Here is a 24520-nt window from a genome sequence, read left to right on the forward strand (position 1 = left end):
AAAATCATGGTCTCCTGTAGAATGAAAGTAGACATTATTAAGGAGTGATTGATATGAGTAAAGTTGCTGCACTCGTAACTAATCAGTTTGAAGATTCAGAATTAACGTCACCACGCAAGGCATTGGAAGATGCCGGTAACAGTGTTGACGTTATCGAAAAGAAAGCTGGTGCCACCATCGTTGGTGAACACGGTACTAAAGCCAAGGTCGATAAGTCCATCGATGATGTTAAACCAAGCGATTATGATGCCTTACTCTTACCAGGTGGCTTTTCACCTGATCAATTAAGGGTCGACGATCGTTTCGTTAACTTCGTTAAGGCATTCTTAATGTCTAACAAACCAGTCTTTGCTATCTGCCATGGTCCACAGTTCTTTATGCAGACAGGTTTAGCTAATCAGTTAACTCTGACTGCTTATACCACGATTCGAACTGACTTATTCTATGCTGGTGCTCGTGTTAAGGATCAGGCATTAGTGGTTGATAAGAAGCATAATTTATACACTAGCCGAACACCTGCTGACTTAGATAAGTTTAATCCAGCCATCGTTAACGCATTAAAATAAATTCGCGTTTGGTGCTGAAAATAAAAATAAGTTAGAATTAAAAGCGTTGAAGTTATTTCAGCGCTTTTATTTTATATAATTTGAGAGGGTCTATACATGAAGCACGTATCAACCAATGTTTTAGAGTGGATTCATAATTACGTACCTAAAATTATCGTTTTACTACTACTATATCTAATGGTCGGTTTTGTCCAGTTACCGATTCGTTTTATAAATGATAACGCCAGCGTTTTACACAACACCGTCTACGTCATCATTTACTTTGTCTCATTCATCGTTGCCATCTTAATTGCTCGGAAAGTCTATTTAGATCACACCCATCACCCGATCCGTAAAGTCACTAAGCAGGATTTGTGGCTAATCATTAAAGTCTATGCTTTAGCCCTAGTAGTTGAATTTATTTTAAATTACCTTAATTACAAGTTGAACGGTCAACTTTCAAGTAAAAATAACGATGTGATTATGCAGTTATTGGAACGTAATCGAACCGTTCTGATTATTATGACCATCAGTATGGTCTGCCTGTCACCAATCCTAGAGGAATTCGTTTTCCGTGGTTACATCATGGATGCGTTCTTCGGTCCAAAACGATTGTGGTGGCCGATGATCGTTAGTGGGTTGGTCTTTGCCAGTGGTCATTTGACGTCGACCTGGATTAGCTTTGCCGTGTACGTTTCGTTAGGGATGTTCCTAGGATATGTTTATAAACGTAGTAACAATATCCGAGCATCGATGCTGATGCACGCCTTGAATAACTTTTTGTCGGTGATTCCGTTGCTGATTATGATTCTGCGATAACAATAATCCTTGAAATGCTTTCAAGTGTGATAAACTACTAATATTGAGAGGAAATTTATTTATATTTAAACTAACTATCGAGATTAAAAATAAGATATTTAAGGAGAAATCAGCACTATGTCAAAGCATCGTAATTCTCAACACGTTATGGGAATTCATAAGAAAAGGATTCGTCATCGTCGACACCGCCATATATTTACTAAATTGATCTTTAGCGTGATTGGTTTAGTGATTCTTTTTTATGTTGCGATTGCTTTAATTAACGGTTATTCCTTTCAACATAATAGCTATTCCAGTCAGGGAGTAACCAGAAATACGGCAACCCGGCTTCGTTTTTCACAACCTGTTAATATTCTCATTATGGGAACTGATACTGGAGCAATTCATCGAACCGAACGGTATGGTCGGACGGATGAAATTATGATGAATACCTTGAGTCCTGAAAGACGAACGATGCGAGTAACTAGCGTACCTCGTGATTCATTAGTTTGGCTCGATGGCCATGATGCTAAGATTAATTCGGCATATGAATTTAAGGGCGCACCGTTTACCCAGAATTACATTCATTTATGGTTGAATGTGCCGATAAATGGTTACATGTTGATTAATCTAGGTGGCCTTGAACATCTAACGACCGATGTCGGTGGGGTTCGTGTGAATCCTCCGCTATCATTTAAGTATGGATCACTTCACGTGAAAAAGAATCACCCAGTTCGAATAAAAGGTAGTAAAGTCAGGGAATACTGCCAGATGCGTTATGATGATCCAAAAGGCGATTATGGTCGTCAATTACGTCAACGCCAAGTCTTATTTCAGTTAATCCATCAGGTTACTACCGTTCACAATTTAATTTTTCACCCAACGTTAGCTAAAAAACTTACTAAGTATGTAAAGACGAATTTATCTTTACAAGATTTAGCCAATTTAGCTCTGCGTTATCGTGGGACTCGTGATCATGAAATCTCGACGCATTATCAAGGTTACAGTAAACAGATTAGTGGTCAGGATTACCAAGTCTTATCTAATCATGAAATTGATCAACAAGCGAAGCAGATTAATCAATTGCTACAAGTAATTAGTAAATCATCCTAAATTATGATTATTAAGGTCGCTTTTATATGTAAAGTGGCCTTTTTTGTTTCTTTTGAATACTAAGTATTACTAATAGTTATAAGCTGGACGGTAAACATTTTTAGTAAAATATATTACAATTATTATTAAGGATTTAAGTCAATAATTAAAACGGATTTAGGAGAAATGTTGATGACAACTATTTTAGTTACCGGAGGAGCCGGGTACATTGGTTCCCATACTGTTGATCGTTTAATTCATCATGGCTTTGACGTCGTCGTGGTGGATAATTTAATGACGGGGCATCGTCAAGCTATTAATTCAAAAGCCCGTTTTTATCAGGGTGATATCCGTGATCAGGATTTCTTAAATCAAGTCTTTGATAGGGAATCAATTGCCGGTGTAATTCATTTTGCTTCCGTGTCGATCGTTCCTGAATCAATGAAAAATCCCTTGAAGTATTTTGATGATAATGTCAAAGGTACCATTACTTTATTGGAAGTAATGCATAAGCATCATGTTAAACGGATTGTCTTCTCATCATCAGCTGCGACTTATGGTGAACCGAAACGAATTCCGATTAAAGAAACGGATCCGCAAATTCCTACTAATCCGTATGGTGAAACCAAGTTAATGATGGAAAAGATTATGCAGTGGTCCGATCAGGCTTACGGGATTCATTTCATCGCGCTCCGTTACTTTAACGTGGGTGGTGCCAAGCTCGATGGTAGTATTGGTGAAGACCATAGCCCAGAGACCCATTTGATTCCAATTATCTTGCAAGTTGCTTTGGGTAAACGATCGAAGCTCCAGATCTTTGGAGATGATTACCCAACGAAAGACGGAACTAACGTTCGAGATTACGTTCACGTTCTCGATTTAGCGGATGCCCATATCTTGGCTATGAAGCGATTACTAAACGGTGGTCATTCAGATTTCTTTAATTTAGGTTCATCAACCGGCTTTTCAAATCTCCAGATGTTAAAAGCTGCCCGTGACGTGACTGGTAAACCGATTCCAGCAGAAATGGCACCCCGTCGTCCTGGTGATCCAAGTACATTGATTGCCGACTCAACTAAGGCTCGAAAGGTCTTAGGATGGTCACCGAAATATGATGACGTTCATAAAATTATCGGTAGTGCCTGGCGTTGGGCTCGAAAGCACCCGAATGGTTACGATAAGTAGAGTGTGATTTCGCATAATTCACGGTAAATTAACAATAATGATAATTTAATTTTGAATCGATGGTGAACCTATTTGAATAATAATTTTGACTTAAGTGATGTATTCCAGGAAGTCCGTAAATTTCTTGGAATCCTTAAAAATCATATCAAAACGATTATTCTCACGACAATCTTAACGGTGGCTGTATTTTCAATTGCACTCTTTTTTGTGATCAAACCTCAATACCAAGCATCTACTCAAATGATTGTTGATCAGAAAGTAAGCAAAAGTATTCGAGAAAATCAGATTCAGGCCTTGCAACAGGCAGATTCTCAGTTAGTCAATACTTATAAAAGTATTATTACGAGTCCAACCGTTAGTTCTCGGGTTCAAAAACGTTTGGGAAATGGTAAATTAGTAAAGAGTGCTCAAGTTAGTGTAGATACCCAACCCAATTCACAGGTATTTAACATTAGCGTTAAATCGTCTAACCCGTTTGTAGCAGCCCAAGTTAGTAACGAAACGGCAAAAGTTTTTAAAAGCCGTTTAAAGCATTTTATGGGAGCTAATACCGCTAGCGTAATCGCAAAAGCTGCTCCCAATCCAGCACCAGTCTTTCCAAAACGATCGATTGGATTATTGTTAGGACTTGTCGTTGGAGTAATGTTAGGAATTGCCCTAGCACTATTTGAAGAATTCGGTGCTAAATATATCACCAGTATGGATTACGTAACCAATAATTTAGAATTAACCAATTTAGGTGAAGTGAACGACATTAACTTAAAAAAGATCCGGAGAAATGCTCAAATCATTAAGAAGCATTCAAGACACGTAGATAACGGCAATCAGAGAGAGGATGAACAAAAATGAGTTGGAATCGATTCCATATTTTTGGACATCATCAACGTCAATTGAATGATCGTACTAATCGATATGGTACATATTTGGTGACTCATGATTATCCTAATTCAACTGTTGCTGAACAGTTCCGCACGGTTCGAATTAATCTGGCCTTTTCTTCGGCACATACGATCTTGATTACGTCTGATTCACAGAATGAGGGAAAATCAACCGTTAGTTCTAATTTAGCAATCGTTTGTGCCCAAGAGGGGAAACACGTTTGTTTAGTTGATTGTGATATGCGGCAACCATCCGTTGCTAAAATTTTTAGTCTTGATAATCAATACGGTTTATCAACATTCTTATCAAAGCAAAACCAATCGTTAATTCAGAAGACCCACATCAAAAATTTAGATGTTGTCACTAGTGGGCCGATTCCACCAGATCCATCTGAATTGTTAGCTAGTAATCAAATGAATAAGTTAATTCAGATGTTAAAGAAGAAGTATGATATCGTAATCTTTGATACTCCACCGGTAAATTCAGTTTCTGACACATCAATTCTAGCTTCGAAAGTTGATGGCGTCGTGATCGTAATTCCGCAAAACGTTGCTGTTAAATTTCATGTTCAGTCAGAGATTAAGCAATTAAAGAAGGTCCATGCCCATATTTTAGGTGCCATCATGAATCATGTAACAAATCATACATTTAATGGTTATTATTACTACTATTATTAATAGAAGAATAAGTTTTTTAATTTGAGTAATTAACGCAAGATAAAATTTAAGTAAATGGGTTGAATCCCAAGTGCTAGATAAAAGAGTGAGTAATAAATGGTAATGAAAAAATATGATTTTTTAGACCATATTGGAAATGTAGTGACCCCATTTTATTGGACAATTAAATTTGTTCAATAAAGTGAGGTCATTTTTTATGTATAGTTTTGACTTTGACACTAAAGCAAATGCAGTTAAAGCCTATTTGTCGGGAATAGGTTCAACTACGTTGAACCATACCTATGGGATTAAAAGTAGTGCAACGATATTGGGTTGGGTCGCCAAATATAAGAAATATGGTTCTAAGGGCCTAGTTGTAAGCCATACCAAGAGCGTGTATCCTTTTAAATATAAATTAAAAGTGCTGAACTGGATGGTACTTCACCACAAGTCTTATCCAGAGACAGCACTTCACTTTAATATTGCGTTCCCAGCAACAATCTTTTATTGGGAACGTAAATTAGAAAATGGAGATCTACGCCCAATGAAATCTAAGTATAAATCCCATAAGATGAATGATGACATAGACTCGTTAATAAATCAATTAAAATCTTGTCGAAAACAAAATTTGGAACTTAGAATCCAATGTCGGTACAGTAATTTGACTAAAGACTATGACCAAATAGACAGTATTCATAGGATAATTAAGGAATATTCTCAAGTCCCGATAAGTCGTATCTTAAAGATACTTGATATTCCCCGAAGTAGCTATTATTACAAGAAGAAAGCGTCGCTTTCTCATCGTGACGCATATAATTTAAAATTAGCTCATACAATTTACAAAATAAGAGAAATATCTAACTATAAATTTGGGTACCGTACAATTACAGGCATTTTAAGAAACACTGTCCATATAAATCATAAGCGGGTCCAAAGAATTATTCAGATGTATGGCTGGCAATGTACGGCTTTCAGCAAGAAAAAGCGTAAATATAATTCATATCATGGTCAGGTTGGCAAGATAGCTCCTAACGTACTTGGTGGGAACTTTAAAACTAAATTATTTGGACGCAAGACAACGACTGATGTAAGCGAGTGTAGATACGGGAATCAAGATATTCATCATCGCATCTATATATCGCCATATATGGATTTAGCGACCGATGAAATTATCGCATTCAATATCAGTAATCATCCAACCGTAGGTTTCACCTTAAAGCCATTAATTAGGGGCCTGAATACATTAAAGAAACTTCATTTACCATATAAAACGATTGTCCATAGCGATCAGGGAATTCAATACCAAAGCCACGTTTGGCAAGACACTCTAAAGAATTATGGTGCAATTCAATCGATGTCTCGTAAAGGTCGCTGTCATGACAACGCCCAAATGGAGTCATTCTTTCATCTGATGAAGGTTGGAGTAATGGATAAACATTATCAGACCGAAGGTCAGTTAATTAAGGCACTTAAGTATTGGATATGGTACTATAACAATATTCGCCCAAAGAAAAAACTAGGTTATAAATCTCCGGTTGAGTACCGAAAATTTCTTATAGCCTAGTTAAATAACATTAATAAATTGTCCAATTTTATGGGTGCAGATCAATTGCTTATTTAAAGCAATATCATCGCATAAGTCATGCTACTGTTCAACGAATCTGCGGCGTAAAGAGTAGTCAAGCTACAAATATTACTAGAGAATTACGAAAACACCACGTGATAGAATTACATGGCCATTATAAAAATTCTTATTATACGTTAGTCAAGTAAATTTTATTGCCACTTTATTGCCACTTTATTGCCACTTTATTGCCACTGTTTATAAATTAATAGCTTTATATGTATTTTTATAAAACAATAGTAAATATTTATTGAAAACACATGTATAAGTATTAAATCTGATTCCATATAATCGTTGTATGAAATCAGATTTTTCTTTTACCATTTTTGAATATTGAAATTAAATATTTTAGTATAAGTTTTATCTATAAAATTTGAAAGTATTATTGATATATTAAAATCTTTTTCTTTAAAAACTAATGTAAGCACTTACCCCACCATTACAGCGACCACTACAAATGTTAGTTCCACCTAAAACCAATTTCACAAACCATAAAATTAGTGTATAATCGAAACCGGATTGACAAAAGGAGCCTTACCTGCGATAGGTAAGGTGAATTAAGAAAGGTGGAAACTTGTTGTGAAAAAAGGACATAAGCCATTGATTCAGCTCCATTACGCCAATGGTCCTTCGTTAGAAGATATCAACAGTTCAATCGCTGTTCCTCATAATTGGGGCTTCTGGAAAACATTATTTGCATATTCTGGTCCAGGTGCTTTAGTTGCCGTTGGTTACATGGATCCAGGTAATTGGTCAACTTCAATTACCGGTGGTCAAGATTTCGGTTATCTATTAATGTCCGTCGTTTTGATTTCGAGTTTAATTGCAATGTTACTACAATACATGGCAGCTAAACTGGGAATCGTAAGCCAAATGGACTTAGCTCAAGCAATGCGTGCTCGTACCGGAGTTACGTTAGGAATTATCTTATGGTTACTTACTGAAGCAGCCATCATGGCTACTGATATCGCGGAAGTTATTGGTGGTGCCATTTCGTTAAACCTGCTGTTTAACATTCCGTTGGTAATTTCAGTATTTATCACCGTCCTAGATGTATTGGTACTGCTACTGCTTTGTTTGATTGGATTCCGAAAAGTCGAAGCATTAGTTGTTTGCTTAATCTTGGTTATCCTCTTGGTATTCTTATACCAGGTTATCTTATCCAAGCCTGACTGGGGCAGTGTTGTTGCCGGTTTAGTTCCTAAGCCAGCTGATGTATCTAACAGCCCTCACGTTGGTAACGATACGCCATTAACCGGTGCCTTAGGAATTGTTGGTGCGACTGTTATGCCACATAACTTATTCTTACATTCATCAATTTCTCAGACCCGTAAGACTAACCATAAAGATGTAAACGATGTTGCTCGTACCGTTCGTTTCACCACTTGGGACTCTAACATTCAGTTAACCTTTGCATTCTTCGTTAATGCATTCTTACTGATCACTGGTGTTGCCGTATTTACTAAAGGTGGAGTTAAAGATCCATCATTCTTCGGTTTATACGATGCATTACGTCAGTCCAACGTTATGACTAACCCTGCATTAGCCCACGTTGCCAAGTCTGGTTTACTATCAACATTATTCGCTGTTGCTTTACTTTGCTCTGGTCAAAATTCCACCATCACTGGTACTTTAACTGGACAGATCATCATGGAAGGTTTCATTCACATGAAGATGCCTCTATGGATGCGTCGTTTAGTAACCCGTGTAATTTCTGTCATCCCAGTACTAGTTTGTGTATCACTTACTAGTGGTGATAGTGCTATTCAAGAACATACCGCTTTAAATGATTTGATGAACAACTCACAAGTATTCTTAGCCTTTGACTTACCATTCTCCATGCTACCGTTACTAATCATGACCGATAGTCCTGTTGAAATGTCTAACCGCTTTAAGAATGCCTTATGGGTAAAGATCTGTGGTTGGGTTTCAGTAATCGCATTGATTTACTTAAACCTTAAGAGTCTACCTGATTCCTTAGCCGGCTTTATCGAAAAGCAAGCTAGTCAGACCACTTGGGCTTACCCAACTGCCTATGTAATCGATGTCGTCATCATCGCATTACTATTCTGGGTATTATATGACTTACACAGAGGTCATAAAGAATACAAAGCTAAGCATCCTAACTACGCTACTTACAGTGATGCTAACCTTCGTTAATTAATCGATTAGGAAGTAGGTCTTATGATGGCAAGTAGTAAGAATTTTGATTTCAAACGAATTTTAGTTGGGGTCGATGACTCCGATGATGCCATTTTAGCTTTCCGGTATGCCATTAGTCGTGCTGCTAAGACTCATGCTCAGTTAATTCTGTGCTCCGTTTTAGAAACTAACGAAACCAATGTCTACCAAAGCTTAGACAAGGATTACGTCCATGGTAAGCGTTCCGATTTAGTTAAACATATGAAGACTTATGAAGAAGCTGCCAAAAAGGGTGGCGTTAAAGATGTTAAATCGATCGTTGCTGAAGGCAATGCCGGTGAAGTCATCGTCAAGGACGTCATTCCGCATGTTGAGCCTGATCTTTTAATCATTGGCTCGCAGGCCAAGAAAGGTTTAGCACGTCATTTCGGTAGTCAGGCTGCTTACATGGCTAAGTATTCACCGATTTCCGTATTAGTCGTTCGTTAATCTAACTAATAATTAACGTCAAAAACTAAAAACAGTCGCCAATTTCGAATGATTGACGGCTGTTTTTGTTTTATAATTAACCTGTATGTAAGAAACATATTCAAGGAGAGTATTTACCTAAGTCATGTTAAAAATTATTGTCACCGTTGTTTTAGTTGTTATTCTATTGATTATTATCATTAGTAGTTGTCACCGTGCTTATAAAAACGGTCAGATCTTTAAAAAGATGATTGATTCATCGGTGATTCGTGATAACGTCCGCTTCATTATGCAACGGTATCATGGCTCAGATAAGGCCATTAAGATGATTCAGCATAAGTACATGCTGTCAGAAACGATGGCTCTCCGTTTAATCCATAAGATCGGTAAGCGCCAGAAGAAAGATAATCAGCGCTCTGAAAAGACGATCTAAATTTTATTTAGATAATATACGTAACTAAAAAGGCCTGCTGAATTTTCAGCAGGCCTTTTTGTATATTTGATGTTAATTTTATAAATTCTTCCAGGCGTCGTGAGCGATTGATGGGAATAGTGGTACCACTTGTTCAATCTGTTGTTTAGATAGATGTAACGCAACGGCTGGTAATAGCGTATCAATGGCGTCATCGGCTTTGTCACTGACTTCGGTAACGCCAACTAACTGATCATGTTTGTTGAAGATTAGGGCATTTTCAGCGATGCTTTCTTTATCGATCTGACGATACCAATCGTTTGATAGGTCATTAACGACGATGTCGTAGTCAAAATCGTACTTTTCGGCATGTGGAACGGTGATCCCGACCTGAGCAATTCGCGGTGATGTGAAGACGACCGTTGGAATTGGCGGGTATTTAATGCCGTGAGTGGTCTCACCACTAAAAAGATGCATTAAGTAATTACCCTGGAAGGTGGCCGTAGGGGTTAATTTCGGTTCAGAACTGTTAATTACGTCGCCTGAGGCGTAAATGTTAGGAACTTTAGTCTGTAAATGACTGTTGACGAAAATGCCGTGGTGATCCCATTTGACCCCAATTTGTCTAAGGTTCATGTGATGAACGTTTGGAACCCGACCAGTAGCATCTAAGATCCAGTCGGTTGGTAACTGTTTGCCATCACCGTAGTCAACGAAGAGTTGATTGTTCTTCTTTTCAAAAGCGCTGACGCCAGCGTTTGGAATGAATTTAACGCCACGCTTCTTAAGATCAGCGACGACCTTCTTAACGAATGGCTGGTAGAAACGTTCCAAGACTTGATCATGATGCATTAAAACGGTGACATCTGAGCCACTTTGGTTAGCAATGGTCGCGAATTCCATCGCAACGTATCCAGCACCGACGATCGCAATGTGCTTTGGTAATTTATCAAGTGCTAAGAAATCCTTACTGGTGTGGGCTAAATTAGTTCCTTTAATGTTTAACTGATGCGGGTGTAATCCAGTTGCGACCACGATTTTATCAGCAGTGTACTTCGTACCATCGACATCAACGGTATGATTGTCAACGAACTTGGCCCAGCCATGAATGACATCGACACCGGCACCTTCCTTTGCATCTTCTAAACTGTTTGGAATCGGATCGATGACCTGATGCTTGTGTTTCATGTTAGCGGGCCAGTTAACAGTTAACTGGCCATTAACAATTCCCTTCATTCGTTCTTGTTCACGAGTGAGTTTAATTGGTTCATCTAAAGTAATTTTGGCGTTACAACCCCAGTTTGGACAGGTCCCACCGATCTTTTCGGCTTCTACGGTGGCGACCTTAAAGCCCTTTTTAGCTAGTTCGTTAATTCCGTCAGTCCCGTGTCCGGAACCGATGTATAGAACGTCGTATTGATATTTACGATCAGCCATTTTATTCCTCCTTAGAAATAGGCTTGAATAAACATATAGATACCTAATATTAAAGCACCGATTCCGACGACGGCCTTTAAGATCTTGTCGGAAACGTGACGGACGATGATGGGTCCGATGTAGCCCCCGATAAAGAGGCCAACGCCCATTGGAAAGACTAGGATCCAGTAGACGTGGGATTTAACGGCGTAAATAACCATGGCGACCAAATTAGCGGATAGTGCCGACACGTTTCGAACGGCGTTGTACACCGGGAAGCTCTCGTCAGTAATCCGTGACAGGATCGCAATCATTACGACTCCGGCGGCGGCACCAAAGTAACCCATGTAACCACCCATCAGGATGATGGCAACATCAGCCATGAGCCGGTAGTGTAAACTCATATGACCACCGGTTCCTTCTTCCGAAGTGTGCCTCTTATGCGGTGCCAGGATAACAACTCCTGAGAACAGGATGAAGAACGGCACGATCTTCTGGAATGATCCTCCTGGTTCCATTAATAGCAGCATTGAACCACCAATGCTACCAAAAAAGGTTAACGTTAGCGTCATTAACGTTTGTTTGACGTGGCCCTTTAATTCGGGGATTGAGGAGAGTCCCGCCCCGGCACAGTTAAAAATCATCGATGCCGTATTGGTAACGTTTGCGAAAACCGCTGGCAAACGCCCAATGTATAACAGGGCTGGGTAAGAAACCAATGAAGCCATGCCCACGGTACTGCTAATAATTCCAGCGACAATGCCAACCGGAATCATTAACAGGATCTGGGCAAGAGTAAAATGAAAGATCATAATGTGAAGAATAGTAATCGCTTCCGTTCTTATTAAAATGTTAAGTGTTAGGTATTAAAGTAAGTGTTAATCATTAACAGTTATAACTAGTACGCTTTAATAAATAGGTAGATTGACATCATGACGGCAGCCACAGCAACCACAAGCTTTAGGATTCGTTCAGGAACCCGTCGAACGATGGCCGGCCCACAGTAGCTACCAATTAATAAACCAATTCCTAAAGGAAAGACAACTGGCCAGTAAATTCCAGCGTGATAAACGATAAAGATGATGATGGCGATCACGTTAGCGGATAACATGGCTACGTTTCGAATTGCGTTGTAGACCGGAAAACTTTCGTCAGTCGTGTAACTTAACAGGGCTAACATTAAGATCCCGGATGCTGCAGCAAAGTATCCTGAGTAGATACCCACCAGGAACATTGCGAAGACTGCTAGCCACTTCATGACTTTAGATGTTGGTTGAGAAGCCGAGTTGTGAGGCTTCGGACACAGGATCAAAATTCCGGCCATTAGAATAAAGAATGGTGCGATCCTTGCGAATGCCTGGTTAGAAAACTGGAGTAACAATAAGCTACCAATAATAGCACCGACAAAGGTGATCGCAAAAATCTTGGTGACCTGCCACCAATGACCTTTTAGTTCTTTAAGTGATCCAACACCAGAACCGATTCCGGTACATATTAACGCCGTGGTGTTGGTGACGTTAGCAGCGACCGGTGGTAAAACGGCTTGTAAAGCGGGATAGGATACTAATGAAGCTAAACCAACTGTAGCACTTACGATCCCTGACAGGATTCCAATCGGAATGAACATCAATAACGTTAACCAACTGATAAATAAGCACTCCCTAAAAAGACGTAAATTGTTTTTCAAATTGATTATAGTATAAATTGTCTAATCACACCTAATTACTGTTGATTTAGTAACCATAAAGTATTTTAGCTTTGTGAAACAATGTACATAATACAAAAATTTTTCAATTTCAAGGCTGTTTTTGGAATTTCTTTATGATACTATATAAAGCGTTGAGTGATGTGACACACACAACATATGCTCTTACATACCTTATTATTCAATTTTCATGACTATTCTATGCTTTCACGGAGGGATGCATTGTGGTTCACTATATCAAATTCTTGGCTCACCAGTTAAAAGGGTGGCCAATTCCGAATTATTGCCTATTCTTCTTTAGTTTAGGTGTCCAGTTGATGGTCTTTCTTGGCCAGTCAATCACAGCCATTACGGCTTTAACGTTTATTGGGACGACGTTAGGTGTCCTATGTGTAATCGCCATTAATTCAGCCAAGTCGATTAATGGCTGGTTAGGCTTGTTATCTGGTATCTGTTTCATTATCGTCGGTTTCAGTGCCAAGAACTACTTAAGTATTGGTGAACAGATTTCCTACATGGTCACGTTAGATTTACCAGTCTTAATTAGTTCGAGCTGGAACGTTAACATGGTTAGTAAAATTCGCAAATTCAACGGAAAGTCCTGGGCAGTTGCCATTGTCGGGACTCTGTTGGTTTGTGTGGCCTCCGCTGAAATTATCGGTAACTTAACTAATGATCCACGGCCGTGGTTTGATGCAATAAGCTTTTCAATTAGCTTAACCGGTGGCATCATCTGCTTCTTACGCTACAATAACCAGTACTTCTGGTGGTTAGCTTCTGGCCTTGCCCAGTTAGTACTCTGGTTCATTACTTTCAAGCAGGGTGGCGCTACCGTTGCCATGTTCATCAACAGTTTGATCTACATTACCAACGACGTTCTAGCATTTACCATTTCCCCCTGGTACAACCGTGCCGAACGTAGTCGTCAGATTAAAGCCGAAGAAAAATCTGAACAGGCTGGTCAAACTGAAGACGTTTGGTAATTTTTAATTTATTTTCCTTCTCATATTTATATTTTTAATCTTCATAATTATTTTTACATTTTTATATTTCAACCACAGCATGCGATAACTAAAAAAGGCTCCATTTTAGATGGAGTCTTTTTTGGTATAATAATGACAGAAATTATATTAAGGATACTGATAATTTATGGATAAAATGTTAGGAATATATAAGACGTTCTGGGTTCACGGGATGGATCACACCAGTAAAACATCTCGGAATGACTTCTGGATTGCGCTTTGGTGGAACGTAATCGTCTATATTTTGATCTTGGCGTATATCATGGCATATAAGCAGCGAACCGGTGCCATCTTCGGCATCTTCGTTTTTGTTGCTTATACGTTGGCTCTGATTGCGCCGGCCATTAATTTAATGATGCGACGTTATAATGATTTGGGATTATCAAAGTACTGGTTAATCATCACGTTATTATTACCGATTGCGTTATTGATCGTCAATGCGCTAGAAATGCATGCTTTATCGGTCGAAATTATGGCCTGGATTCTACTTGGGATTCACTTTATCATCTGTATGTTTCCTAAAAACGCGTTTAGTCATCAAGCCTGATCTGTTTCTTTAGCATCACGATATAGGGAATAAGCTGCGTAGATTAATACGACGATAACGAGCCACTCTAGCATGTCTAAACTGAGGTGCTTAAATACGGTTGCTGCTAAGAAGACTCCAATCACACCGAATAATGAATAAAGGGCTAATTTCCGGGAATAATTATGCTTCTTGATGAATTCCACACTGCCGACTGATAATGAAAAGGTCGATCCACACATCATGATTGGAAATGCGGCTGCGGGATTCATTCCCATGGCGTAAATCGTTGCCATGGTCGGTGCGTAACAGCCGATGCCAACGTCATCTAAGGCACCGTATAAGAACAGCAAACCGGCTGTTAAGTATAGTTTCCAGCCGGATAACTGAGTTGCCGTTCCGGTTGATGCAATCATGTGAAATTTACCAACTAAGATAAGACAACTGGCTAAGAGTAGTCCGGTAATAATAAAGTACCGCAAAATGGTTTTGGGTAACTTCGTAACGAATTTGGATCCTAAATAGGCACCCAAGATTTGGCAGCACACGCACGTGATCAGCGTTTTGAAGCCAACGGTAATGTTGGACAAAAAAATAATGGCCATCACGCCACTCGGGATAACGCATTGTGCGTTTAAGGTTCCAGGTAATTTTCTAATCGGAACCCACTTGGTCTTTTGGTATAGCGCCGTCGAAACGGCAAAGTCACCGATACCTAAAGTTGATAAGAAATAAATAATGATCATTGAGAAAAAGGCTCGCTTTGTAGCGGGTTCTTTTTTGGTTGCTTGCCAATGGTGACATATATCCGTGAACAAATGATATAGGTAGTATAGGTCAAACAAAATAATGGCGATGATGAGCGCGATCTTCATGGGTTAACCTCTTTAAAAATATGCTTGCGTTAATCATCATACTATTAAAACGATTGAAGCGCTATAAGAGAAAAGGGACGCTAGTAGCGTCCCTTTTTGATCTATTTTATTTATGCCAACGATGTATTGACCGTATTAATCGTTTAGCAGAATTGACTACTGAACAAAAAGCGTTCAATACTTTTGATAGCATCAATAGATCTATGGTAGTTATGCTCATAAATATAGCAATAGCCACCATTAATTCAAGAGCGATCGACATTTTATCACCGCTTGGTGTGCTTATAAAATTGAGATTGACTAAGTCTCAGGCACACAATTAGTATTTTATCATAATTGACTATTTTCCAATATCTGTTATTCTATAGATGAAGTTCAAGAGCGGTCGATCGCCGTAGTAAGTTGACTACTTGCTGAAAGATTAAAGTAGAGCGCTTTAATTAGCGCTTTTCTTTTTGGATTGATAAATAGGAAGTGACTCGTGTTGGACGTTAGCTGGCGTCGTAACTTATGGATATTATGGATTGCCACCACGATCGATGGTGTCGCCTTTAGTGAAGTAATTCCGTTTCTATCGCTGTATGTTGAACAGTTAGGTAATTATTCCAAGGGTGAACTATCCATTCTCAGTGGGATGGTTTATGCAGCCTCGTTTTTCGTTGTCTTCTTCACGGCACCCATCTGGGGTCGCTTCGCTGATAAACACGGCCGAAAACGAATGGTATTACAAACTTCGCTAGGTTCCGCAATTACACTGGCGTTAATGGCGTTCGTTGGTAACGCCTGGGAATTGATTGGTCTGCGAACCTTACAGGGCTTCTTTGCCGGTGTCATTCCGAACGCAACGGCACTGGTCGCTACGGAAACACCTAAGGAACACGCTGGTTATGCCATGGGCATCATCACGACTGGTTATGTCGGTGGGATGCTAGTTGGCCCCATCATCGGTGGCTTTTTAGCTCATGCAGTAACGATTCGAGTTTCGTTCATCATCACTGGACTTTTGCTATTTGGTTCGTTTGTATTAAGTGCCACGATGGTTAAGGAACACTTTCATCCGTCTAAGAAAAATAAAAAAGAGTCACTTTTTGACATTCATTTTCTAAAGGATTTCCCAAATCCACGAGTCGTAATCTGGTTAATGATCTCAACCGTTATCGTTCAGATTGGTCTATTTTCCATTTACCCAATCATTAGCTTATTAGTTAAACAGTTAATGCATAATCGTGGACCGATCACCATTGTTGCGGGAATTATTGCTTCGTTACCAGGAATTGCGATGTTCATGACCAGTTCAACCTTGGGTAAGATCAGTGATCATTATGGTGCCAACAAGGTTTTAATCTTGGGTTATCTATTTACGGTGGCGTTTTATGTTCCGCAGACTTTTATTACCAGCCTGGTACTCTTAGGAGTCTTCCGGTTCCTGGTCGGAATTTCCAATGCCGCTGTCTACCCAATTATTCAGACAATGCTAACGAAAGTCTCGCCAACCGGATCGACAGGTTTAGCCTTTAGCATGAATCAATCCGCTCAGGCGCTAGGTGCCGTGCTAGGTTCCATGATGGGCAGTGAAGTCGCCAGTTATTTTGGTTACAGCAGTGCTTTCATGTTATCTGCCATTTTACAGGGCATTAATCTGATCTTAATCCTAAAGTTCGTTCCAGAACTGCGTTGGAACGCTCATAACATTCTCAATAGTCATGACTAAAAATCGAGTGTAGTATAATAATTACAGAAATCGAACGTGAAAGAGGTCTTTTAACGTGTCAATGAGACAGATCCTAACCAATAAAGAACATCATCATATTACTGAATTAAAGGACAGTAAACTGCCGATCGACCACGCGGATTTACTTAAGAAGTTCGCAAAGGACGTCGATCATAAAACATTAAAGAAATTAATGATCAAGAGTCAGTATAAAGACGTTAACGAAGGCTATTACGTGGCTCATAAATCGTCTTATGATCCCAGTGATCAGACTTACGATGCTGATTTACCGTATGATCAGTGGTTAGATGAATACGCTGATAAATTTATTAAAAATTTTGATCAAATCCGTCAAAATCATCAGAAGCATTTTCACACCGAAATGACGGTTCGTTTCTTCGTTGATTACTTCATCGCGATGTTGCATACCCAGTTTGTCAACGAGAATCACCAACACCGTGGCAAGTTGATCTGGGTCAATGGCTACGAAAAAGAAGCTTAATTTATTAAATTAAGAAAAATTAATATTATAATGATGGTCGGTTGCTTAATGCAGCCGATTTTTTGTTGGTTAAATTAATGTAAATATAACAATTTAATCTAGATGTTATATTTAAAAGATAACGTTGCTCAAGTAAAGTTATATTTAGGAGATGAATTATGCAACAGGTCAATTGGCGCCGTAATCTGTGGATTTTATTATTCGGAACGTTTATTACCGGAACGGCCTTTAACGAAGTCATCCCGTTTATGTCGTTATACATTATTCAATTGGGTAATTACAGTCGTGGTGAACTTTCGATCCTTAGTGGGATTGTATATTCGTGCTCATTCGTTGTCGTAGCGGTAACCGCCCCGATGTGGGGAAGATTTGCTGATAAACACGGCCGAAAGTGGATGATCCTACAAACTTCGCTGGGTTCCGCAATTGTGATTGCCCTAATGGGTGTCGTCACTAACGTTTGGCAATTTATTGCGTTACGAACTTTACAGGGCTTCTTCGATGGCGTAATTCCAAATTCGATTGCGTTAGTTGCGACCGAAACGCCTAAGCGTCATTCTGAATATGCGCTAAGCCTGTTGTCGACCGGTTACACCAGTGGTTTCCTAATTGGACCAATCTTTGGTGGCTTTCTGGTCCACGTCTTTTCAATCCGTTTGACGTTCTTTATTACGGGTCTGTTGCTGTTTAGCTTCTTTATCCTGAGTTTAACTTCGGTTAACGAAAACTTTAAACCGGATCCGGATATCGTTAAATCACACTTTAGTTGGCACTTCATGAAGGGCTTTCCGCATCCGCACTTAGTCGGTTGGATGTTCGTCACGACGATCGCCGTTCAGATGGCAATTAACGACGTCTTTCCGATCATTACGTTATTCGTTAAACAGTTGATGCATAACCACGGACCGATTTCATTGGTTGCCGGAATTATCGCCGCATTACCTGGGATTTCGATGGTCATGACGTCACCAAGTATCGGTAAAGTCGGTGATCATCACGGGACTCACGTTGTCCTAGGCTTTGGTCTAATATTTTCAGCACTCTGTTACTTTCCGCAGGGTGCCGCTGCCGGTGTCCTAATGTTAGGAATATTCCGGTTCTTGAATGGAATCGGCAATGCTGCCATTTTCCCGTCGATTCAAACCTGTTTAGCTAAGGGAACTCCGGCATCTAGGACTGGGATGGCCTTTAGTTTGAACCAGGGCTTTCAGGCAATCGGGATTGTTTTAGGCTCAATCGTCGGTGGTTTACTTTCCGATTGGTTTAGTTATAGTGTTACGTTTTACGTTGCCGGAGTTACCATTTTACTGATTTATGCGTGCTTGAAGTGGTTCCTACCAGAATTAAAGAAATATTAAATCTAATTAAGGTATACAAAAAGGCGTGATGATAATCATCACGCCTTTTTATTTTGAGGTTAATTAAATCCTTAAGTTATTTACGACTCTCATCGATGGTCTTGGTATTAGCGGCCGTAACCTTAGCTGCGTTGATCTTAGAGTGCTTCATACTGTATGAGAAGTAAACGATCATACCAAGAATGAACCAGCAGATGGCATAGATCTTAGCGATACTACTTAAGCCTAAGAAGACGATTAACGTAACTAGAAAGGCAAATGCAGGTTCGATTGGGTAGAACGGAACTTTAAACTGTGGCTTTGGTAAGTCTTTACCTTCACGATGACGTAAGGCATAGATTCCTAATGATACGATCATAAAGGCAACTAACGTTCCGGCGGAAATAACCTGTGATAACGTTTGGAACGATAACAGGGCGCCTAAGAGAACCCCACCACAGGTAACGGTGAATAGGGAATTGTTTGGTAAACGCTTCTTGTTAATCTTACCGAAGAATGACGGTACCATGCCATCACGGCCGAACGAGTACAGAAGACGAGAACTGGCCAGGATGAAACTGATTAGGGCGGTAAACATGCCTAATACAGCGATTCCTTGAACGAAGTCAGCGGTTGCGAACAATAGAGCAGGATGGTTAGTAGCCATATGACGTAATGCCCAGCCAACTGGTTCAGAGTTGTTAGCGTACATCTTGTACGGGAACATGCCGACTAAGACTAACGAAACGGCAATGAACATTACCGCAGCGGCGGCAATCGCGCCGGTAATGGCGAACGGAACTGATTTCTTAGGGTTCTTAGCTTCACCAGCGTTCGCGGCAACGGTACCGAAACCGGTGTACGAAATGAATAGCATTGAAGTTCCGGCGTAAATTCCTTGCCAGCCACCGAATCGGGTGCCGATCTGATGAGCTGGGATGAACGGATGGTAGTTAGCTGTGTGAACAGCACTCATACCAACTAATACGAAGATAACGACGGCTAAGACTTTAAGAACGACCAAGGCATTTTCAACTCGGCTGGTCTGGGTATCACCACGTGATACTAACCAAGAAACCAGGATGATGACGATTAACGAAATGATGTCGACGTAGCCGCCTTTAACACCGATTGGGTTAGCTAACCGTTTTGGAATGACTAAACCAGCAGAATCCAATAGACCTTGGAGGTTACTGGAAATCCCTGAGGCTTGGAAGGCAATTGAGATAAAGAATTCGGCTAGTAGAGCCCAGCCGACGATCCAGCCCCAGAAGTGGCCGAATAGAACGTTGATCCAGGAATAGCCGGCACCGGTAAATGGCATTGCGGAAGCCATTTCGGAATAATTCATAGCGACCAGTCCAGCGGCCACCGCATCGATAATGAACGAGATAACGACGGCCGGACCAGTATGTTCAGCAGCAACGATCCCCGGTAAAGTAAAAATAGAAATTGAAATTAAGGTTCCAATTCCTAGTGCCAGCAGATCGGTTGTGGTTAACGTTTTGTTTAAATGCGAATCTTTTTGTTTATAGATCGCGGGGTTAACTTTTTGGTTAATTCGTTTCCAAAGAGTCATAAGATAAATCAGCTTTCTAATTTAATTGGTTTGTTATGTCAACAAAGGTTACGCAAAATCGTAATAAGATTAAGCCAGAATTAAATTAGTAGCCGGTTCGGGCGGTCTCATTCTTATTAGATAGCATTTATGTTGAGTATAAATCGTGATTGACCTCCCCTTTCTAGGTATACGTACAAGTATAGGGAATAATGCTTAACTTGTCAAAAGGCCTATGTTAAAACACTTGACATACAAAAAAGTGTCCTGAAAACAGGACACTTTGATTAGTTTTAAAATTAAAAGTTATTTTTTAGCTTGTTTAGCGTGTTCTTCATGCCGAATTCCGTAACAGAAGTACACGATCATGCCTAGAACGAACCAACCGACCGTATAAATTTTGGCGGCGCTGTCCAGATTCCAGAAGACGATTAACGTTCCGATAAACGCTAGGATTGGTGTTACGGGATAGAATGGGACTTTAAAGTCGGGTTCGTTAATGTCTTTACCTTCACGATGACGAAGGGTGAACATTGCTAAGGCAACGAACATAAAGGCGATTAAGGTTCCAGCAGATACCAATTGAGTAATGAACGTAAATGGTAATACGGAACCAACCACAATACTGGAGATGGTGACTAGTAACAAAGCGTTTTCCGGTAAACCACGTTTAGTAATGTGACCTAACCACTTCGGTAACATACCGTCACGGCCAAATGAATAGATCAGTCGAGAACCGGCCATCATAGCACCGATTAAAGCACTGAACATACAAATGGTGGCGACACCTTCAATTACATTAGCGGTTAAAACGTGGTGACTGGCACGTAATGCCCAGCCAACGGGTTGAGCGTTACCAGCGTATTTTTGATAAGGGAACATCCCGACTAACACTAAGGAGACCATAATGAACATGGCACTGGCGATGACTAATGAACCGATAATTGCGGTTGGCATCGTTCGTTTCGGGTCTTTGGCTTCAGCAGAGTTAGCTGCTAAGGTATCAAAACCTAAATATGAAATAAAGATCATACTGACACCGGCAAGGATTCCGCTGATGCCACCAAAGTTAGAACCATCCGGATTGACGTGGTGTGCCGGTACGAACGGGACGTAGTTTTGAGCATGAACAGCGGTGATCCCAACGATAATAAAGAGTGCGATCACGATGATCTTAGCAATCACTAAGACGTTTTCGATCTTGGCAGTCCCTTTAGTACTATGGTGCAGCACACTAAATACGATCAGAACCGCTAGAGCTGCGATCAAATTAAAGATCCCGCCCTTGGTTCCAAAGGAACTAGCCATAAACTTGGGGAGATTGAAACCGATTGAACTTAATAGCCCTTGCAAGTTAGTTGATAGCCCGGACGAGATAAAGGCTCCAGCGATGAAGTATTCAGCCAATAGTGCCCAGCCGGCGATCCAGCCCCAGACTTCACCAAACAGGACGCTGATCCACGAGAATGCAGATCCAGCGAACGGCATGGCAGAAGCCATTTCAGCATAGTCCAATGCTGAGAAGCCGGCGATAACCGCGGCAATGATAAATGAAATTGAAACGGCCGGGCCAGCATGTTTAGCGGCGACGATCCCAGGTAAAGTGAAGATCGCAGTTGAAACGATGGTCCCGATTCCGAGAGCTAGAAAGTCTCGAATTCGTAGGGTTCGTTTCATATGTGAATCCTTTTTTGAATACACGGCAGGATTCGTTTTCCGCATCATTCTATTAATAAGGTTGCCCAACTGGACAACATCTCCTTAGTGATTGACAAATTAAAATAAAAGCCGAGTTAAGTTAATATAACTTAACTCGGTAGCTTTAATTTAAGCATAAACACATGTTAATTGTCAATATTATTTGGTCTTAAATAACTTCGGAGCTTCTTTATCTTTATCACTGTACTTGACGAAGTAAACGATCGTCATAATGATTAAGAAAGCCATACCGATGATCAACGGCACTCGGGTCTCGCTGTTCAGGAACATGAAACCAACCGTGACGACTAAGAATGCTAGGGTAAGGTAGTTAGAGTATGGTGAGAACGGCATTCTGAACGGATGGGACTTGATCTTCTTACCGTAACGCTTTCTGAAGATAATCTCACTGATTAGAATAACGAACCACGGTACCATCCCAGGTAGAACACTTGAACTGTAGACCATGACGAAGACTTCGTTAGCACCTTTGAAGAAGATCGGCAGAACAACGTTTAAAACGACACCCATCATGATGCCTAATGAAATCATGATAACGGCAACACATGGAACACCGTGCTTATTAAGTCGCATCATAAACCTTGGTAATTCATGATTTCGGGCTAGTAGGTAAGACATCCGACTGGCACTGTAGATCCCGGAATTTGATCCTGATAAGGCGGCCGTAACAACGACGAAGTTAATGATTCCGGCAGCGATGGTAATGCCTAATTTAGCAAAGGTTTCGACGAATGGGGAGCCAATGTCGTTTAATTTATTCCATGGATAAATACTAACGATTACGAAGATGGCACCAATATAGAAAATTAAAATTCGGTAAACGGTGGATTGAACGGCTTTAACTAAGGTGTGACGTGGATTTTCAGCTTCACCAGCAGCAACCCCAACTAAGCCGATGCCTTGGTAGGAAGCCAAGACGATTGCGAGGGCGAAGAAGAAACCTTTGACACCACCGGTGAAGAAACCGTATTTCCAGATGTTGCTGATGCCGATGGGATGCATACCATTACCGATCCCAAAGACGATTAAACCGAAACCAGCGACTAACATCAGGATAATGGTAACGACCTTAATTAAGGCGAACCAGTATTCTAGTTCACCAAAGGCACCAACCGAAGTCAGATTAGCGGCACACAGGAAGAGAATGGCAATCAAACCGGGGATCCAGCCTGGTAGGTTCGGCCACCAGAAATGCATGTAAGTCCCAATCGCGATAACTTCACTCATCCCAACGACGACGTACTGGAAAATGTTGGCCCAGGCGGTTAAGTAACCGAAAACTGGGTGCATATACATGTTGGCGAATTGAGCAAACGAACCTTCAACCGGATGAACATAGATGATTTCACCTAATGCTCGCATGATCAGATAAAGAAAAACACCGGCGATACTGTATGCGATCAGTACACTAGGTCCGGTCCACTTGATGGTGGAAGCAGAACCCATGAATAGACCAACACCGATCGTCCCGCCCAGTGCGATCATTTGAATGTGACGCGGTTCTAATTTACGTTTTAGATGTTTCGATGACTTGTTTTGTTTATTTCCAATGGACATGTGTTCACTCTCTTTCGACATTAAATATAATACCGCATCTGTTGGGGAGTGTCAAAGGCAAATTAAAAAAGCCAACCTTTAGTCTAAAGATTGGCTTTAATGTTTATTTAATTACTAACTTTTAATAGAAAGATGGCTTATCAAAGTAGGTATTTGGTTCACCTAGACCGATGCTCTTACACTGGTAGCTGGACTTATCGCATTGGATTAAGTCGCAGACGAATTTAGCGACCGCCTGACGGGTGATCTGGGCTGACTTTAACGGTTCACCTGGAGCGGTAACTTCGTACTTAGTGTCACCGTCTTTGTTGTATAACCAGGTAACACGCATGTTGGTGTAGATTAAATCGGAATTTTCAATAATTTTGGCGGTCTTGGTGTGTTTACGGATTGATGGTCCGATCATCATTTCGTTCCATTTACCAAACTTGCCAGGGACTTCGTTTCGGGTACCTAAGATGTTCATACAAATGATGCGCTTGGTACCGGCATCGTCCATGGCTTTAACGATCGTCTTAGTTGCACTAGGTGAGCTCATGTTATCGACGTAGACGTAGTCAGCACCTTTAATGGCTGGTAATAATGACTTTTCATCATTGAAATCACCGTCAAAAACGTGTTCACGCTTTGGATCGGTAACGTTAAGTCGTTGCTTAGCGTTTCGGGCTAACAGATTTAAATCAGCGTGGGTGTTTTTTAACAGATCTTTAATTAAGTAACCGGAAACCTGTCCAGCAGCACCTAAAATTGCAACTTTTGTCATAATGATCACCTTTCAAGTTAATTGTAAA

At 40.4% G+C, this 24520-nt stretch carries 23 protein-coding genes; 15 read left to right on the forward strand and 8 right to left on the reverse strand.

Annotated features, from left to right (window positions below):
• Positions 1-53: 53 nt before the first annotated feature.
• The 10 genes from ELX58_RS00175 to ELX58_RS00220 all read left to right on the forward strand — a co-directional run bounded on the left by ELX58_RS00175 (position 54) and on the right by ELX58_RS00220 (position 9822).
• Positions 54-566: a type 1 glutamine amidotransferase domain-containing protein gene (locus ELX58_RS00175; RefSeq protein WP_133441178.1), complete on the forward strand. Its 513-nt coding sequence runs from the start codon at positions 54-56 to the stop codon at positions 564-566.
• A gap of 96 nt (positions 567-662) precedes the next feature.
• Positions 663-1364, forward strand: coding sequence for a CPBP family intramembrane glutamic endopeptidase (locus tag ELX58_RS00180; RefSeq protein ID WP_133441179.1), 702 nt, complete (start codon positions 663-665; stop codon positions 1362-1364).
• A gap of 117 nt (positions 1365-1481) precedes the next feature.
• On the forward strand, positions 1482-2456 hold the full coding sequence (locus ELX58_RS00185) for an LCP family protein (RefSeq protein ID WP_133441180.1): 975 nt from the start codon (positions 1482-1484) through the stop codon (positions 2454-2456).
• Between the two features lie 171 nt (positions 2457-2627).
• On the forward strand, positions 2628-3620 hold the full coding sequence (galE, locus tag ELX58_RS00190) for a UDP-glucose 4-epimerase GalE (RefSeq protein ID WP_133441181.1): 993 nt from the start codon (positions 2628-2630) through the stop codon (positions 3618-3620).
• Between the two features lie 72 nt (positions 3621-3692).
• Positions 3693-4469, forward strand: coding sequence for a YveK family protein (locus ELX58_RS00195; RefSeq protein ID WP_133441182.1), 777 nt, complete (start codon positions 3693-3695; stop codon positions 4467-4469).
• Positions 4466-5176 (forward strand): CpsD/CapB family tyrosine-protein kinase, encoded by a 711-nt coding sequence (locus tag ELX58_RS00200; RefSeq protein WP_133441183.1) that lies wholly within the window; start codon positions 4466-4468, stop codon positions 5174-5176. Before ELX58_RS00195 ends, ELX58_RS00200 begins: the two co-directional genes overlap by 4 nt.
• A 196-nt stretch (positions 5177-5372) precedes the next feature.
• Positions 5373-6719: an IS3 family transposase gene (locus tag ELX58_RS00205; protein ID WP_133441184.1), complete on the forward strand. Its 1347-nt coding sequence runs from the start codon at positions 5373-5375 to the stop codon at positions 6717-6719.
• A gap of 639 nt (positions 6720-7358) precedes the next feature.
• Complete coding sequence (locus ELX58_RS00210) at positions 7359-8939, forward strand: Nramp family divalent metal transporter (protein WP_133441185.1); 1581 nt, start codon at positions 7359-7361, stop codon at positions 8937-8939.
• A gap of 24 nt (positions 8940-8963) precedes the next feature.
• Positions 8964-9410 carry a universal stress protein gene (locus ELX58_RS00215; protein WP_418620914.1) on the forward strand — a complete coding sequence of 149 codons (447 nt, stop codon included), beginning with the start codon at positions 8964-8966 and terminating at the stop codon, positions 9408-9410.
• Between the two features lie 124 nt (positions 9411-9534).
• Complete coding sequence (locus ELX58_RS00220; RefSeq protein ID WP_133441186.1) at positions 9535-9822, forward strand: hypothetical protein; 288 nt, start codon at positions 9535-9537, stop codon at positions 9820-9822.
• 78 nt (positions 9823-9900) lie between these two features.
• Here ELX58_RS00220 and ELX58_RS00225 read toward each other — a convergent pair whose 3' ends face one another.
• From ELX58_RS00225 to ELX58_RS00235, 3 genes are all read right to left on the reverse strand, one after another.
• A complete protein-coding gene (locus tag ELX58_RS00225) occupies positions 9901-11238 on the reverse strand; it encodes a dihydrolipoyl dehydrogenase family protein (protein ID WP_133441187.1) in 1338 nt (445 codons plus the stop codon).
• A gap of 11 nt (positions 11239-11249) precedes the next feature.
• Positions 11250-12029 carry a sulfite exporter TauE/SafE family protein gene (locus ELX58_RS00230; RefSeq protein ID WP_133441188.1) on the reverse strand — a complete coding sequence of 260 codons (780 nt, stop codon included), beginning with the start codon at positions 12027-12029 and terminating at the stop codon, positions 11250-11252.
• 86 nt (positions 12030-12115) lie between these two features.
• Positions 12116-12844, reverse strand: a complete 729-nt coding sequence (locus tag ELX58_RS00235) for a sulfite exporter TauE/SafE family protein (protein WP_133442535.1) — start codon at positions 12842-12844, stop codon at positions 12116-12118.
• A 302-nt stretch (positions 12845-13146) separates the two neighbouring features.
• Between ELX58_RS00235 and pnuC the strand changes: the two genes are divergently transcribed.
• Together pnuC and ELX58_RS00245 are read left to right on the forward strand one after the other, a co-directional pair.
• Entirely contained in the window at positions 13147-13905 is a 759-nt protein-coding gene (gene pnuC, locus ELX58_RS00240) for a nicotinamide riboside transporter PnuC (RefSeq protein ID WP_133441189.1), read from the forward strand.
• Between the two features lie 166 nt (positions 13906-14071).
• Positions 14072-14491 carry a DUF805 domain-containing protein gene (locus ELX58_RS00245; protein ID WP_133441190.1) on the forward strand — a complete coding sequence of 140 codons (420 nt, stop codon included), beginning with the start codon at positions 14072-14074 and terminating at the stop codon, positions 14489-14491.
• On the opposite strand, the gene ELX58_RS00250 is transcribed toward ELX58_RS00245, so the two are convergent.
• The gene (locus ELX58_RS00250) at positions 14482-15345 is read right to left on the reverse strand and encodes a sulfite exporter TauE/SafE family protein (protein WP_133441191.1); all 864 of its coding nucleotides are present in this window, start codon (positions 15343-15345) and stop codon (positions 14482-14484) included. The genes ELX58_RS00245 and ELX58_RS00250 overlap by 10 nt on opposite strands.
• Positions 15346-15829: 484 nt before the next feature.
• On the opposite strand from ELX58_RS00250, the gene ELX58_RS00255 reads away from it, so the two are divergent.
• The 3 genes from ELX58_RS00255 to ELX58_RS00265 all read left to right on the forward strand — a co-directional run bounded on the left by ELX58_RS00255 (position 15830) and on the right by ELX58_RS00265 (position 18916).
• Positions 15830-17056 carry an MFS transporter gene (locus ELX58_RS00255; protein WP_236747680.1) on the forward strand — a complete coding sequence of 409 codons (1227 nt, stop codon included), beginning with the start codon at positions 15830-15832 and terminating at the stop codon, positions 17054-17056.
• A gap of 55 nt (positions 17057-17111) precedes the next feature.
• A complete protein-coding gene (locus ELX58_RS00260; protein ID WP_133441193.1) occupies positions 17112-17558 on the forward strand; it encodes a hypothetical protein in 447 nt (148 codons plus the stop codon).
• A gap of 158 nt (positions 17559-17716) precedes the next feature.
• Entirely contained in the window at positions 17717-18916 is a 1200-nt protein-coding gene (locus ELX58_RS00265) for an MFS transporter (protein ID WP_133441194.1), read from the forward strand.
• A 76-nt stretch (positions 18917-18992) separates the two neighbouring features.
• Here ELX58_RS00265 and ELX58_RS00270 read toward each other — a convergent pair whose 3' ends face one another.
• From ELX58_RS00270 to ELX58_RS00285, 4 genes are all read right to left on the reverse strand, one after another.
• Entirely contained in the window at positions 18993-20474 is a 1482-nt protein-coding gene (locus ELX58_RS00270) for an APC family permease (RefSeq protein ID WP_133441195.1), read from the reverse strand.
• A 285-nt stretch (positions 20475-20759) separates the two neighbouring features.
• Positions 20760-22199: an APC family permease gene (locus ELX58_RS00275; RefSeq protein ID WP_174919233.1), complete on the reverse strand. Its 1440-nt coding sequence runs from the start codon at positions 22197-22199 to the stop codon at positions 20760-20762.
• 111 nt (positions 22200-22310) lie between these two features.
• The gene (locus ELX58_RS00280; RefSeq protein ID WP_418621005.1) at positions 22311-23657 is read right to left on the reverse strand and encodes an amino acid permease; all 1347 of its coding nucleotides are present in this window, start codon (positions 23655-23657) and stop codon (positions 22311-22313) included.
• A gap of 193 nt (positions 23658-23850) precedes the next feature.
• Positions 23851-24492: an NAD(P)H-binding protein gene (locus tag ELX58_RS00285; RefSeq protein WP_133441197.1), complete on the reverse strand. Its 642-nt coding sequence runs from the start codon at positions 24490-24492 to the stop codon at positions 23851-23853.
• Between the last annotated feature and the right edge of the window lie 28 nt (positions 24493-24520).

The organism is Acetilactobacillus jinshanensis, from assembly GCF_004359375.1.
GTDB lineage: Bacteria > Bacillota > Bacilli > Lactobacillales > Lactobacillaceae > Acetilactobacillus > Acetilactobacillus jinshanensis.